This is a genomic window from Paenibacillus sp. NPDC058174, from assembly GCF_042883865.1.
Lineage (GTDB): Bacteria > Bacillota > Bacilli > Paenibacillales > Paenibacillaceae > Pristimantibacillus.
In genome coordinates this window covers 1,169,924-1,185,282 of the sequence record NZ_JBHVUY010000001.1, presented here as the reverse complement: position 1 = coordinate 1,185,282, position 15,359 = coordinate 1,169,924, and the positions used below count along the sequence as shown (strand labels likewise).

General features: G+C 52.4%; 11 protein-coding genes. 10 read left to right on the top strand and 1 reads right to left on the bottom strand.

All coding sequences use genetic code 11. The features are described 5' to 3' along the window. The first annotated feature begins 1 nt into the window (after position 1). From ACFVVF_RS05280 to ACFVVF_RS05270, 3 genes are all read left to right on the top strand, one after another. Positions 2 to 1,684: an alpha-1,3-galactosidase-related protein gene (locus ACFVVF_RS05280; protein WP_387806061.1), complete on the top strand. Its 1,683-nt coding sequence runs from the start codon at positions 2 to 4 to the stop codon at positions 1,682 to 1,684. 45 nt (positions 1,685 to 1,729) lie between these two features. Continuing rightward, entirely contained in the window at positions 1,730 to 4,105 is a 2,376-nt protein-coding gene (locus tag ACFVVF_RS05275; RefSeq protein WP_387806059.1) for a glycoside hydrolase family 95 protein, read from the top strand. 111 nt (positions 4,106 to 4,216) lie between these two features. Beyond that, the gene (locus ACFVVF_RS05270) at positions 4,217 to 6,331 is read left to right on the top strand and encodes a DUF5054 domain-containing protein (protein ID WP_387806056.1); all 2,115 of its coding nucleotides are present in this window, start codon (positions 4,217 to 4,219) and stop codon (positions 6,329 to 6,331) included. A 78-nt stretch (positions 6,332 to 6,409) separates the two neighbouring features. On the opposite strand, the gene ACFVVF_RS05265 is transcribed toward ACFVVF_RS05270, so the two are convergent. Then, complete coding sequence (locus ACFVVF_RS05265; RefSeq protein ID WP_387806055.1) at positions 6,410 to 7,078, bottom strand: hypothetical protein; 669 nt, start codon at positions 7,076 to 7,078, stop codon at positions 6,410 to 6,412. Positions 7,079 to 7,232: 154 nt separating this feature from the next. Between ACFVVF_RS05265 and iolD the strand changes: the two genes are divergently transcribed. The 7 genes from iolD to iolB are packed head-to-tail and all read left to right on the top strand — an operon-like array spanning position 7,233 to position 15,308. Beyond that, positions 7,233 to 9,098, top strand: a complete 1,866-nt coding sequence (gene iolD / locus ACFVVF_RS05260; RefSeq protein WP_387806053.1) for a 3D-(3,5/4)-trihydroxycyclohexane-1,2-dione acylhydrolase (decyclizing) — start codon at positions 7,233 to 7,235, stop codon at positions 9,096 to 9,098. An 18-nt stretch (positions 9,099 to 9,116) separates the two neighbouring features. Further along, a complete protein-coding gene (gene iolE / locus ACFVVF_RS05255; RefSeq protein ID WP_387806051.1) occupies positions 9,117 to 10,028 on the top strand; it encodes a myo-inosose-2 dehydratase in 912 nt (303 codons plus the stop codon). A gap of 1 nt (position 10,029) precedes the next feature. Further along, the gene (gene iolC / locus ACFVVF_RS05250) at positions 10,030 to 11,040 is read left to right on the top strand and encodes a 5-dehydro-2-deoxygluconokinase (RefSeq protein ID WP_387806049.1); all 1,011 of its coding nucleotides are present in this window, start codon (positions 10,030 to 10,032) and stop codon (positions 11,038 to 11,040) included. 60 nt (positions 11,041 to 11,100) lie between these two features. Then, a complete protein-coding gene (locus ACFVVF_RS05245; RefSeq protein ID WP_387806046.1) occupies positions 11,101 to 12,546 on the top strand; it encodes a CoA-acylating methylmalonate-semialdehyde dehydrogenase in 1,446 nt (481 codons plus the stop codon). Between the two features lie 30 nt (positions 12,547 to 12,576). Further along, complete coding sequence (gene fba, locus ACFVVF_RS05240) at positions 12,577 to 13,449, top strand: class II fructose-1,6-bisphosphate aldolase (RefSeq protein WP_387806043.1); 873 nt, start codon at positions 12,577 to 12,579, stop codon at positions 13,447 to 13,449. A 5-nt stretch (positions 13,450 to 13,454) separates the two neighbouring features. Then, positions 13,455 to 14,468, top strand: a complete 1,014-nt coding sequence (gene iolG / locus ACFVVF_RS05235; protein ID WP_387806041.1) for an inositol 2-dehydrogenase — start codon at positions 13,455 to 13,457, stop codon at positions 14,466 to 14,468. A gap of 24 nt (positions 14,469 to 14,492) precedes the next feature. Next, a complete protein-coding gene (gene iolB, locus ACFVVF_RS05230; protein WP_387806039.1) occupies positions 14,493 to 15,308 on the top strand; it encodes a 5-deoxy-glucuronate isomerase in 816 nt (271 codons plus the stop codon). Positions 15,309 to 15,359: the final 51 nt, after the last annotated feature.

Below are 15,359 nucleotides of genomic sequence, written 5' to 3'. Positions count from 1 at the left end.
TATGGCAGCAGTGGATCAAACTTTATTATTCAGCACGTTCGGAGGGATTCCCGATACGGGAGCGGACGCGACGCCTGCTATGCAACAGGCGCTTCAAGCAGCCAGTGAAGCAGGAGGTCCTGTTAAGCTGGTGGTGGAGCCGGGCAGGTATGACTTCTATGCGGAATCCGCAACACGCGAGACGTATGCGATTACGAATACGGCAAGCGAGACGGAAAATCCGAACCCGGTCAAGACGATTGCGATTTATTTGAAAGGACTGACCGATTTCACGCTTGAAGGCAGCGATGCGCTGTTCATTTTCCACGATAAAATGACGCTGTTAGCCTTCGATGAATGCGAGCGGGTGGAGATCCGCAATTTGCGGACCGATTTCGCTTGGCCAACCGTAACAGAAATGACAATTGTGGAAAAAGGAAGCGCCTACATGGATATCGTCGTCCATGCTGATTCCCGTTATGAAATCCGCGATGAGAAGCTTTTCTGGATCGGCGAAGGCTGGAGCTTCCATGATGGTCCGGTGCAGGCTTGCGATACCGTTCGCAACACAACTTGGCGGATCGACAACGTCATTGAACAAGCTTTGAAGGCGGAAGAGCTGGAGCCAGGGAAGATCAGGCTTCATTATGCGCATGTGCCGGATTTGGCTGAAGGACTCGTTCTGCAGGCAAGAGACGGCATTCGGGATCAGGTAGGCGCATTTATTCATGAGAGCCGGGATATTCGTCTGGAGCGCGTAGCGATGCACTTCATGCACGGTCTTGGAATTGTAGGCCAATTCAGTCAAAATATCACTTTAAAAGAAATAAATTTATCTCCCCGCGAGGAAACAGGACGTACGGCGGCGGCCTTTGCCGATTTCGTTCATCTCTCGGGCTGTAAGGGGAAAGTATCGGTAACGAAAAGCTATTTCTCAGGGGCTCATGACGATGCGATCAACGTCCATGGCACCTACTTGAAGCTTGCAGCGATTCCTTCCTCCCGCGAGGTGCTCGTTCGCTTCATTCATCCGCAAACGTTCGGCTTCATGGCCTTTCATGCCGGGGATGAGATTCAGTTCGTAAACCCTCATTCGCTTGTGCCCTATAGAGGCAATCAGGTGAAGGAAGCGAAGCTTGTGAATGCCAGAGAAATGCTGCTGACGCTGGACGAGCCGGTGCCTGCAGAGGCCGAATTAGGCGACGTGATCGAGAATATTACCTGGACGCCGGAAATTGAAGTTGCCGACAACCATTTTGCGCGAATTCCGACAAGAGGTGTGCTGGTCTCATCTCCGCGGCGTACGGTTGTAGAACGCAACGTCTTCGAGCGGATGCAGATGAGCGGCATTCTTGTATCGGCCGACGGGTCGGCTTGGTATGAATCCGGTGCAGTGAAGGATTTGACCATTCAGGGCAACAGCTTTATCGAATGCGGAAACGCAGAGCTGCCTGTCATATCGATTTTGCCGGAAAATGAAGAGATGAGTTCGGAGACTCCCGTTCACTTTGGCATCCGAATTGTCGATAACAGTTTTGAGATGGGAGAAGCGCTGCTGATGCATGCGAAAAGCACGCGTTCGCTTACGTTCAACAACAACAAGATTACCTTCAAGGGCGAGGCGCTGGCTTTAGAGAATGCTATCCGATTAACGGCTTGCAGCGATATCGAAATAGAGAGAAATGTTGTCACTGCGGGTGAGTAATTCCGGAATAAGTTTTACACAAATTTATTAACAGAGGTGCAAGCGATGAAACTGCAATTTAACAAGCCTGCCGCGATTTGGACGGAAGCGCTTCCGCTCGGTAACGGCCGTATCGGTGCGATGCAATTCGGGGGCGTTGAACGTGACCGTTTTGGCCTGAACGAAGACACGCTTTGGTCGGGAATGCCGCGGGAAACGAACAATGCGAAAGCATTGGAGGCGCTGCCGCTAGTAAGAAGTCTTGTTAAGGAAGGCAAATATGCCGAGGCGGACGAAGCCAGCAAAGCGATGTTCGGTTCGTTTACACAATCTTATCTTCCATTCGGCGAGCTGATCCTGAACTTCGGACATGGAGATCTGGCTAAGGATTACTCACGCTCCTTGGATTTGGAGATGGCAATTACTCGAGTAGAGTACCGGATCGGCCAAGTGAAATATACGAGAGAGACATTCATCTCACATCCGGATCAGACGATGGTTATCCGTCTTGAGACCAGCGTTCCGGGGATGCTGGAGGTTCATGCGCGCCTGGACAGCACGCTGCGTCATCAATTGTCGGCGGAAGGCGAGCGGTTCCTGCTTCGCGGCATGGCGCCTGAGCATGTGTCGCCGAACTATTACGAGGTGAATCAGCCGATCGTCTATGGGGATGAGCAAACCTCCGAAGCGATGCGCTTTGCCGGATATATTCATGCCGAGGCAGAAGGCGGATCCGTTCGTACCGATGCTGCGGGCATTCATGTAACGGGAGCTGACCGCGTTACGTTCTACTTCAGTGCGGCGACAAGCTTTAACGGTCAAGACAAGCTGCCGTTCAGTCAAGGCAAGGATGCGACTGCATCTGCACTCGCTCATCTGGAAGGCGCACTCGGCAAAAGCTATGATCAATTGCGGGCTGCACATATAGCGGATTACAAAACTTTGTTTGACCGGGTGAAGCTTGAGCTAGGCGAGCCGCAAGCTTCTGAATCGATGCCAACCGACGAACGGCTTACACAGTATGGGGCTGGCGACGCATCGCTCATCACGTTATTATTCCAATATGGCCGTTATTTGCTGATCGCAAGCTCGCGTCCCGGAACGCTTCCGGCTAACCTGCAGGGCATCTGGAATGCTGCAACCCGGGCGCCTTGGAGCAGCAACTGGACGCTGAACATTAATGCGCAAATGAATTATTGGCCGGCGGAAACAGCGAACTTGGCGGAATGCCATGAGCCGCTGCTCGACTTTATTGGCCAGCTTGCTGTAACAGGCAAACGAACTGCCGAGATGCATTACGGCGCACGCGGATGGGTCGTACATCACAACACCGATATTTGGGGACATGCCGCTCCAGCAGGCGGATGGGGCGAAGGCGACGCCGTGTGGGTATTATGGCCGATGGGCGGAATTTGGCTCGCTCAGCATCTGTGGGAGCACTTCTCTTTTGGAAGAGATCTTGATTATTTGCGCAAACAAGCTTATCCTACGATGAAGGAAGCTGCTTTGTTCTGCATCGATTTCCTGGAGGAGGACGGCCAAGGCCGGCTCGTAACTAATCCTTCCACTTCGCCGGAGCACAAGCTGCGTTACGGTGACAAGCTTGCCGGCATCAGCCAAGCTTCTACGATGGATATGTCGCTCATCTGGGATTTGTTCACCAATTGTATCGAGGCGGCGGAATGGCTTGGCGAAGACACTGCGTTTGCTGCGGAGCTGCAGCAATTGAAAGACAAGCTCTACCCGCTGCAAATCGGCAGTCATGGCCAGTTACAGGAATGGTCCGAGGATTTCGACGATCAGGACGTTTATCATCGTCACGTTTCCCATTTGTTTGGTGTATATCCAGGACGGCAAATTACAGAAGAAAGCACGCCTGAGCACTTCGCAGCGGCAAGACGCTCTCTGGAAAGACGGGGAGACGAAGGCACGGGCTGGAGCTTAGGCTGGAAAATCGGTTTCTGGGCCCGCTTCCGCAATGGCAACCGCTCGCTGCAGCTGCTGTCCAACTTAATGCGGATTGTGCGGGAAGACTCGGAAAACTATGAAAAGGGCGGTCTATACCCGAACCTTTTTGATGCGCATCCGCCGTTCCAGATCGATGGCAACTTTGCAGTGACGGCCGGTATTTCCGAAATGCTGCTGCAGTCGCATCAGTCATTCATGGAACTGCTCCCGGCGCTTCCAGACACATGGCAAGCAGGCAAGATAGAAGGATTGCGCGCCCGGGGCGGATTTGAAGTTCACATTCGCTGGCAGGACGGCAAGCTGGATGAAGCCGAAATTATTTCGCTGCTTGGCGAGGATTGCGCGCTGGCATCCGCTGCTTCATTGACCGTTACAGAGGACGGCACCGAGGTTGAAGGGGTACTGTCTGCTGACGGCGTATTGCGTTTCGCAACAAAAGCAGGACAATCATACAAGATCCGCGCATCCCGGTAGCCTGACGTCGTCAGGTTTCTGGCGGCTGCGCACTTGTATTAAACCGGTTTAATAACGGTTGGTGAGTCGCTGGACAAAGACATCAGGATAGTTGGAGGTAGACGAGAAAGCATGACAACGACAAAAAAAGTACATGTTATTTTTAAAACACATCTGGATATCGGCTTTACACATCTGGCTGAGCACGTAACGAAGCAGTACATGGAGGAATATATTCCGAAAGCGATCGAGCTGTCCGAGAAGCTGGAAGCAGAGGGCGGAAGCGAGCGCTTTGTATGGACGACGGGATCATGGCTGATCCATCACTATCTGGAAGTGTCCTCCCCCGAGGACAAAGCACGGATGGAGAATGCAATTAATAAAGGCCATATCGCATGGCACGGCTTGCCTTTCACGACGCATTCCGAGCTGATGGACCCTGAGCTTCTGCAATTTGGCCTCTCCCTCAGCCATGAGCTGGACGAGCGTTTCGGCAAAAAGACGATTGCTGCGAAAATGACTGACGTGCCTGGGCATACGCTCGGCATGGTGCCGTACATGCAGCAAGCGGGCTTGCGCTATATGCACCTGGGTGTCAACCCGGCTTCGACGCGTCCCGACGTGCCGCGGCTGTTCCGTTGGCAGGCAGATGACGGTTCGGAAATTATTATCAACTATGCAGGAACCTACGGTGAAGCGGTTGAAGTGGACGGCTTGAATGATGTGCTCGTCTTCGCACATACAGGCGACAACTGCGGACCGCCAAGCACAGATGAAATTCGCGAGCAGTTCGACCAGTACCGCAAGCGGTATCCGGGAGCGGAAGTCGTTGCATCGACGATGGATGCATTTGCAGAGCGTCTTCTGGAAGTGAGCGGCAATCTGCCAATCGTCCGCGAAGAGCTGGGCGATACTTGGATTCACGGCGCAGGTACAGATCCGCTTAAGCTGGCTCGTTACCGTGAGCTGCTTCGCTTGCGCAAGCAATGGCTGGCAGAGGGCCGGATCAAGGAATCCGACAAAGCATACAAACAAATGAGCAAAGCGCTGCTTCTGGTTGCAGAGCACACGTGGGGTCTGGACGTGAAGAAATGGCTGCCTGACTTCCGGAACTATGCGAAAAAAGACTTTAACGCAGCTCGCGAGAAAGACATTATCGACGTCAACGATCTTCCTGCGAAGTTCGCCTATATCGGCGCGTTTGCGATGGATGAATTCGACAAGCATTCCAGCGATCTGTTCGCTGCTGAAGAAAGCGTCCGTTCCTATTCGATGATCGAGAAATCATGGGCTGAGCAGCGTCAATATATCGATCAAGCTATCTCCTACTTGGATAAGGATCTGCAAGAAGAGGCGAAGCGCGCACTTGATGGTCTGACTCCGGCTAAAACGGATGTTACTGGCTTCGAGTCCCGCAATACTCGCACAACGTACAGCAGCGGCGGCTATGAGCTGGCATTCGGCGAGAATGGCGCATTAATCCGTCTTGTTGACGGCAACGGCAAAGTATGGGTTGACGAGGCGCATCCGTTTGGCGCTTATGTGTACGAGAACTTCGGCACGGATGACTACAACCGTTACTTCCGGACTTACATGCGGAATCTGCCGGTGACGCATCCATGGGCAGATGCGGACTTCAGCAAGCCGGGCTTTGAATTTGTACGTCCGCTTCCAAGCAACAAGAAATACCATCCGCAAGTGACTGACCTGAAATGGTCGGGCAGCGAGTCCGTTGAACGCTACGTATTGAGTCTTCGTATGCCGGAAGAGGCCTACGAGCAGTACGGCGCTCCAAAAACGTTGGAGCTTGAGTACGCGTTCCGCAGCACAGGCGAAATTGATGTTACGCTGCAATGGTTCGATAAAGACGCGAATCGTCTGCCTGAAGCGAGCTGGTTCGGCACATCGCTGAAGCTGGATAATCCTAACCTGTGGACGATGGATAAGCTCGGCTCTGCGATTTCGCCGCTGCGCGTCGTTAGAGACGGCAACCGCAACCTGCATGCCGTGAACAACGGCGTTTCCTACGAGGGTACGGATGGTTCGGCGTTCATCTCGCCGGTTGATTCCGCTCTTGTCGCTCCAGGTCACAAAAGAATGCTGCAATTCGACAATTCGTTTGTATCGCTGGATACAGGCTGGGATTTCAACCTGCACAACAACAAGTGGGGTACGAACTTCCCGATGTGGTATGGCGACGACGCGAAATTCCGTTTCGAGCTTCGCTTGAAATCGAACCTCAAATAATACATTTGAATAAAATGGCATGAAAAAAGCAGCCGTCTCGGGAACCAATCCTGAGGCGGCTGCTTTTTTTGGGGCATATTAAAGCTCGGCGAGCAATGCTTTCATCCGAACGGGAATTTCTTTGGTCAGCTCCGTCCATGAGACGAAGGCATCCGAAGCCCATGTATGCGGGATATAGTCAAACGAAGGCTGGAAGCTGAATTCGCGCAAATGCTTCTCAGAGCGCTCATCGATGTCATCGCCGAATTTGAATTGTCCGCTGAACATTTCAGGTTCCAATGTGCCGTCAACGCCGGCATCTGCTTGGCAGCAGCTTTCAACATTAGGCAGCAGGCGGAAGAAGTCCGCAATCGGAATCATCGCATGCTTGCCCGGTTGAACGTACAGCTTAACTTGTCCTTGCTCTGTCATGTTGCTGCGGTCCGGCAGCAGGCTGAGGAAGTACCGTCCGTGGAAGCTGGCTTCGGCAGACACGACTTGGCCTTTATGGTCAAGATATACCCATACATGCTCCAGATCGTAAATATGCTGGATGTCGTAGTCATAATAGATCGCGTACTCAATAACGGTGCCTATGCGGGATGTATCGAACTCGATGCTGCGGTCGAATGAGGGAGACGGGCCAGGGGTATCGAATACGGTAACGCCGACGCGTATCGGCTGGAACGGCTCAAGACGGTCCATGTATAGAATCGGTGAAACACGAAGCACGGTATCCCAGTGCAGCTGAAGGTCGGAAATAGCCATGTAAGAAAATTCCTCCTTAAATTGTGATTGATTTGCGTTGCGCATATGTGTAAAATATAGATTAAGCGCTTTACCTATTATTATAATATAAAGTGTGTTTGTTTTGGAAGCGTTAATAAAATAAGCGCTTAACTCAGTAGTCGAGGAGGATACTATGAGCACAATCCGTTTAACAATGGCACAAGCCTTACTGAAATTTCTCGATCAACAGTACATTTCCATTGACGGTGTGGAAACGAAATTCGTAGCCGGTGTGATGGGTATTTTCGGTCACGGCAACGTTACGGGCATTGGTGAAGCTTTGGAGCGGAGCCCGGGCAACCTGGCATTCGTGCAAGGCAAGAATGAACAAGGAATGGCGCATGCGGCAACGGCTTATGCCAAGCAATTGAACCGCACAAGCATTTACGCTTGTACGACTTCGATCGGCCCTGGCGCTTTGAATATGGTTACTGCAGCCGGAACGGCAACGGTTAACCGCATCCCTCTGCTTCTGCTTCCGGGAGACAACTTTGCATCCCGCCAGCCCGATCCGGTGCTGCAGCAGGTCGAAGCAGGCCATGATTATACCATTTCGGCAACCGACTGCTTTAAACCTGTCAGCAAATATTGGGATCGCATCGTGCGTCCTGAGCAATTGATGACGGCAGCTCTTCAGGCGATGCGCGTATTGACAGATCCGGCTGATACCGGAACGGTTACGCTGGCACTGCCGCAAGATGTTCAAGCAGAGGCTTACGATTATCCGGCGTCGTTCTTCGACAAACGCGTACATGTCGTAGATCGTCAGCAGCCGTCCCCGGATGCTGTGAAGCGCGCGGTTGAGCTTGTTGCGAAAAAACGCAAACCGCTGATCGTAGCAGGCGGAGGCGTGCAATATTCCTTCGCGACAGAGGTACTTAAGGCATTCGCTGAGAAATTCGGCATTCCAGTTGCAGAGACGCAAGCCGGCAAAGGCTCCTTGCCTTGGGATCACCCGCTGAATGTCGGTGGCGTTGGCGTAACTGGCTCATTGGCAGCTAACAAGCTGGCGAAAGAAGCCGACCTGATCATTGGTGTTGGAACGCGTTATTCCGATTTCACGACATCGTCCAAATCGGCCTTCCCTCATCAGGATGTCCAATTCCTTAACATCAATATCAACCGCTCCGATGCAGTTAAGCTGGAGGGCACTGCGCTTTCAGGCGATGCGAAGGTAGCGATTATGCAACTTACTGAAGCACTTGCAGAAGCAGGCTATGCTTCCGGTTACAAAGACGGCGAGATTGCGGCTGTCAATGCAGAATGGAATGCTGAGATTGACCGCTTGTACTCGCTGGAGCGCGAAGACGGCTTCGTACAAACTCAAGCTCTTGGCGTCATCAACGAAACCATTGATAAAGATGCGGTAATCGTCTGCGCGGCAGGCAGCTTGCCGGGCGATCTTCAGCGGCTGTGGCGGGTTGGCTCGCCGGGCGGCTATCACATGGAATACGGCTTCTCCTGTATGGGCTATGAAGTAAGCGGCGCATTTGGCGCTGCGATTGCTGAGCCTAACCGTGAAGTTTACTCTCTCGTAGGTGACGGCAGCTATTTGATGCTCCACTCCGAGCTGGTAACGAGCTTGCAGGAAGGCAGAAAGCTGACAGTGCTGTTGTTCGACAACCATGGCTACCAATGCATTCATAATCTGCAGCGCGGCAACGGAAGCGACGGCTTCGGCAATGAATTCCGCTACCGTGAGCAGCCTACAGGCGGTTATACAGGCGCACCTTTGCCAATCGACTTTGCAGGTCATGCACGCAGTTTGGGTCTGGCAGCTTATAAAGCGACCAACGCGGAAGAGCTTCGCGAAGCGCTGAAGCAAGCGAAAGCAGAAACTCGCACGACGCTGATCGAGATTCCGGTTCTTGCCGGCACAAATACAAGCGGCTACGAATCCTGGTGGAACGTTGGCGTTCCAGCGGTATCGGAAAGCGAAAAAGTCGTTGCTGCACATCACGAAATGAACAAAAAGCTGGCACAGGCGAAGGCCTACTAGAATTAGGAGGAATTAGAAATGGCATTGTTTCCTTTTCATTTAGGCGTTCATCCGATCAACTGGGTCGGCGAAGACGTGAAGGAGCATGGCGATAGCACGACATTCGAGCAAATCGTCGACGATATTCAGGCGCTTGGCCTGAAAGGCACGGAGATGGGCAGAAAGTTCCCGACGGACATCGAGGTTCTGAAGCAAGAGCTAGCAAAGCGTGATATCCAGCTCGTCTCCCAATGGAAATCGGTATTGTTCTCCGATCCGGCTTACCGCGAATCCGAGCTGGAAGCATTCCGCAAGCATGCTCAGTTTCTGCAGCAAATGGGCAGCAAAGTAATCAGCACTTGCGAAGTCGGAGGCTCCTTGCACTTCGATCCGCGCCGGACGCCTAACGAGACTGAGATCATCCCGCTGGATGAAGCAGGCTGGGCAAGTCTGGTTGAAGGGCTTAATGCAGCTGGTAAAATCGCACTCGAATACGGCCTCAAGCTGACGTATCACCATCATGGCGGTACGGCAATCGAAACGCCGGAGGAAATCGACAAGCTGATGGAGCTGACGGATCCGAATGCCGTGTTCCTGCTGTTCGACTCCGGCCACGCGCTCTATGGCGGTGCGGAGCCAGTAGAAGTACTGCGCAAGCATTATGACCGTGTCGCTTACATCCACTTGAAGGATGTTCGCACGGACCTGCTTAAGCAAGCGAAAGAGTCCGGCGTTGATTTCGTTACTTGCATCCGCAATGGCGTATTCACCGTTCCAGGCACAGGCAATATCGATTTCCGTCCGATCGTAAGCGAGCTGCTGGATCGGAAATATGACGGCTGGGCGCTGCTTGAAGGCGAACAGGACCCGGGCAAGGCTCCGGCTCGCGAATACGCGGCCAAAGCAATCGAGTACCTTAGCTCCTTAATTAGCGAGAAGGAGAGTGAATAAATTGTCTACCATTTCTTTCCCAACTGGCAGAAAGTTTGATTTTACGGCGATCGGCCGTCTTTGCATCGACCTCAATGCCAACGAGATCAACCGTCCAATGGAGCAAACGATGACGTTCACGAAATATGTTGGCGGTTCGCCGGCAAACATCGCGATCGGCATGAGCCGTTTGGGCAACAAAACAGCATTCATCGGCAAAATCGCCGATGACCAAATGGGCCGATTCATTCAAGGCTATCTTGAAAATGAAGGCATTGACACGAGCAACGTTGTGACTGACAAAACAGGCGCCGTTACAGGTCTTGCTTTTACAGAAATTAAAAGCCCGTCGGAATGCAGCATTCTGATGTACCGCGACAACGTAGCGGACTTGCTGCTCCACCCTCTGGAAGTGAACGAGTCGCTTATCGCAGACAGCAAAGCGCTGCTGATTTCCGGTACAGCTCTTGCTTCCAGCCCGTCTCGTGAAGCGGTGCTTTTGTCGCTGGATTATGCACGCAAGCATGGCACGACTGTCATTTTTGACATCGACTACCGTCCTTATACTTGGGTTTCTCCAGAAGAAACAGCTGTATACTACAACTTGGCGGCTGAGAAAAGCGACATCATCATCGGAACGCGCGAAGAGTTTGACAGCATGGAGCGCTTCGAGAACAACGTTGAGCACAGCGACCGCTACACGGCAACGAAGTGGTTCGACTACTCCGCAAAAATCGTTATCATCAAGCACGGCAAAGGCGGTTCGATCGCTTATACGCCAGACGGCTCCGAGCACCGGGCGAAATCTTACCCAGCTAAAGTCGTTAAAACGTTTGGCGCAGGCGACTCTTACGCTGCTGGCTTCATCTACGGCATTATGTCGGGACTGACGCTTGAGAAAAGTATGGAATTCGGAAGCGCTGCTGCTTGTATCGTCATTTCCAGCCACAGCTGTTCGGATGCTATGCCGACAGTAGAGCAAGTTAAAGATTACATCGAACGTTGCAATCGCGGGGAAATTACAGCTAACTAAACGGTTTTTCGAATGATCGCTTTGCAAAATTTTCAACTCCAAGAAACGAGGGAATTACACATGACGACTACACTTAAAAACTGGATTGGCGGACAATGGGTCGAGGCTACTGGCGACAAGTTCGACAACGTTTATAACCCTGCAACTGAAGAAGTATTGGCACTAGTTCCGCTTTCCTCTGAAGCAGACGTAAACGCAGCTGTTGAAGCAGCAGGCAAAGCATTCGAAAGCTGGGGCAAAACGGCAGTGCCGAAACGTGCTCGCGTATTGTTCAAATACCAGCAGCTGCTCGTTGATCACTGGGATGAGCTTGCCCGCCTGATCACGACAGAAAACGGCAAAAGCTATGCAGAAGCTTACGGCGAAGTGCTTCGCGGCATCGAGTGCGTAGAGTTCGCTGCTGGCGCGCCAACGCTGATGATGGGCAAACAGCTTCCTGATATCGCGACGAACCTGGAGTCCGGCATGTACCGCTATCCAATCGGCGTTGTAGGCGGCATCTCGCCATTCAACTTCCCGATGATGGTTCCTTGCTGGATGTTCCCGCTTGCGATCGCTTGCGGCAACACATTCGTACTGAAGCCATCCGAGCGCACGCCGCTGCTGGCTAACCGTCTTGCTGAGCTGTTCCACGAAGCAGGCCTGCCGGCTGGCGTACTGAACATCGTTCATGGCGCGCATGACGTTGTTAACGGCATTCTGAAACACCCGAATGTGAAAGCTATTTCCTTCGTCGGCTCGCAGCCGGTTGCGGAATATGTATACACAACTGGTACTTCGTACGGCAAACGCGTTCAAGCTCTTGCTGGCGCTAAAAACCACTCCATCGTTATGCCGGATGCGGATCTTAACCTGACGGTTAAAGAAATCGTCAGCGCAGCATTTGGCTCCGCAGGCGAGCGCTGTATGGCTTGTGCAGTCGTTATCGCTGTTGGCGACGTTGGCGACGAGCTTGTTCGCAGACTGTCTGAAGCTGCTGACAACATTACAATCGGCAACGGTCTGGAAGAGGGAACGTTCCTCGGTCCAGTTATCCGCGGACCGCATAAAGAAAGAACGATCGGCTACATCGAATCCGGTGAAACAGAAGGCGGAGTTCTCGTACGCGACGGCCGTAAAGACGAAGCGACTGCTTCTGCAGGCTATTTCGTAGGACCAACAATCTTCGACCAAGTTAGCTGCGAGATGAAAATTTGGAAAGACGAAATCTTCGCTCCAGTTCTGTCCGTAATGCGTGCAGCAACACTGGAAGAAGCAATTGAGATCGCTAACCGTTCCGAATTTGCTAACGGCGCTTGCTTGTTCACTAGCAGCGGCGGCAGCATGCGTCAATTCCGTGAGACAATCGACGCAGGCATGCTGGGCATCAACCTTGGCGTACCGGCTCCAATGGCGTTCTTCCCATTCTCGGGCTGGAAAAAATCGTTCTACGGCGATCTTCATGCGAACGGCAACGACGGCGTAGAGTTCTACACTCGCAAAAAAATGGTAACGGCTCGCTGGTAGTCGCAGCATAAGCTTGGAGGCTGATCCGAAATGACATTAGTATCGATGACTGACATGCTTCGCACGGCCAATAAGGGCGGCTATGCCGTCGGACAATTCAATTTGAACAATCTTGAATTTACGCAGGCAATCCTGACTGCCGCTCAAGAGGAAGCTTCACCTGTTATCCTCGGCGTCAGCGAGGCTTACATTCCTTACATGGGCGGACTGCCTTATATCTATGGCATGGTAAATAACTTGATCGACCATTACGGCATTACAGTACCAGTCGCTTTGCATCTGGATCACGGTTCCTCTTATGAGGTATGTATCAAGGCGCTTAAAGCAGGCTTTACTTCGGTCATGATCGATGCTTCTCATCATTCCTTGGAGACGAACATTCAGACGACGCTGCGCGTAACGGAGGCTGCCCACGTACTGGGCGCTTCCGTTGAAGCGGAGCTCGGCCGAATTGGCGGACGCGAGGATGATCTGGAAGTATTGGAAGCGGAAGCTTCCTATGCGGAAACAGCGGATTGCGTTCGGATGGTGAAGGAGACGGGCATCGATTGCCTGGCACCTGCACTTGGCTCCGTCCACGGCCCGTACCGGGGACAGCCGAAGCTGGGTCTGGACCGGATGAAGGAAATTCATGCGGTTACGGGCTTACCGCTTGTCCTCCACGGAGGAAGCGGCATTCCCGAAGCGGAAATCCGCGAAGCGATTGCCTCGGGTACGGCGAAGATCAACGTGAATACCGATAACCAATCCGCATTTACACAAGCGATCCGGGAGTTTTTGAACAACAATCCGGAAACTTATGATCCAAGACATTATTTGAATCCGGCGCGCGAAGCGATCAAAGCTGCCGTGCGTGATAAAATGCGGCTGTTCGGCAGCACGGGACAAGAGAAGGGCGGATAAGAAGTATGAAGAAGATTAGAATCGGCATTATTGGCGCCGGCAGAATCGGCAAAATCCATGCCGACAACCTGAGAAGACACCCGCAAGCAGAAATCGTAGCAATCAGCGATTTGTTTGCAAGCCCTGAATTGCAAGCATGGGCAGATGAAAGAGGCATTGCTATCGTAACGAAGGACAGCAACGAGCTGTTGAATAATCCGGATATCGATGCCGTGTTCATCTGTTCTTCTACAGATACGCATGTTCCGCTTATTAAGCAAGCTGCGCAGCAAGGCAAGCATATCTTCTGCGAGAAGCCGGTTAGCATGGACATTCGTCAAACGGAAGAGGCGCTGGAAGAGGTTCGCAAAGCGGGTGTTCAGCTGCAAGTTGGCTTCAACCGCCGTTTCGACCATAACTTCAAGGCAATCCGTGAGCATGTAAAAGCAGGTTCAATCGGCGAGACGCATCTGATTAAAATTACGTCCCGCGACCCTGAGCCACCGCCAGAAGCTTACATTAAAGTATCCGGCGGTATCTTCATGGATATGATGATCCACGACTTCGATATGGCTCGTTTCCTCTCGGGCTCCGAGGTTGAAGAAGTATACGCGCAAGGCAGCGTGCTGGTTAATCCGGTATTTGGCGATCATGGCGACGTGGATACAGCGATCGTTACGCTTCGTTTCGCGAACGGCGCGCTTGGCGTTATTGATTGCAGCCGCAAAGCCGTATACGGTTATGATCAACGTGCCGAAGTATTCGGTTCGAAAGGTTCTGTAGCTTCGACGAATGACCAGGCGAATACTGCTGTGCTTAGCACAGAACAAGGTGTTATTAGCGAGAAGCCGCTTCATTTCTTCCTCGAGCGCTACAACAATGCTTATATTGATGAAACAGAGCAATTTATTAATGTGCTGCTGCAAGGCGGAGAAGTTTCCGTCAGCGGCGAAGACGCTTGCCAAGCAGAACGTATTGCGCTGGCTGCAAAAATTTCCCTACGCGACAACCGCAGCGTGAAGCTGTCGGAGCTTAAGTAATTGAAATAGAGAGGATGTAATCGAATGAGCAAATTGATCGTAAGCCCGCAGCAGCAAGCAGCGGGAACAGATCCGGTACTTTCGATTACTCCGGAATCGGCAGGCTGGGAGTATGTCGGTTTCGAAGTATACCAGTTGAATCCGGGAGATAAATTGAGCCGTGAGACAGGCGGCAACGAGGTTTGTCTCGTTCTGCTTGGCGGATTGGCGAATGTGAAGACGGCGAAAGAGTCGTGGAGCAACATTGGTCAAAGAATGAGCGTCTTTGAACAGACGCCTCCATACTCCGTATATGTTCCGAACGATGATCGTTACGAGCTGGAAGCTTTGACTAAAGTGGAGCTGGCTGTATGCGAAGCGCCGGGCAAAGGCAATCATGCTGCGCGCCTGATCGCGCCTAGCGACGTTGGCGTTGAAGTTCGCGGCACTGGCACGACGCAGCGCTTCATTCATAACATTTTGCCGGAGCAAGAGGCTGCCGACAGCCTGCTGGTCGTAGAAGTGTTTACGCCTGAAGGCCATTGGTCAAGCTACCCGCCGCATAAGCATGACCGCGACGCGCTTCCGGAAGAGTCGTTCCTTGAAGAAACTTACTACTTCCATGTGCAGCCGGAGCAAGGCTTCGCAATGCAACGTGTCTATACGGACGACCGCTCGCTGGATGAGAACTTGGCTGTTAAGGACGGCGAAGCAGTGCTGGTGCCGAAAGGTTATCATCCTGTTTCCGCGCCTCCGGGCTACCAAGTCTACTATCTCAACGTGATGGCCGGTCCGCACCGGGTCTGGAAGTTCAATAACGATCCGGATCACGCATGGATCGCAACGAGACAACAGCCGTAATCTCCGTAACGATTTACAAATCGTTTGCAAATCGAGCGGATAAATCGGATA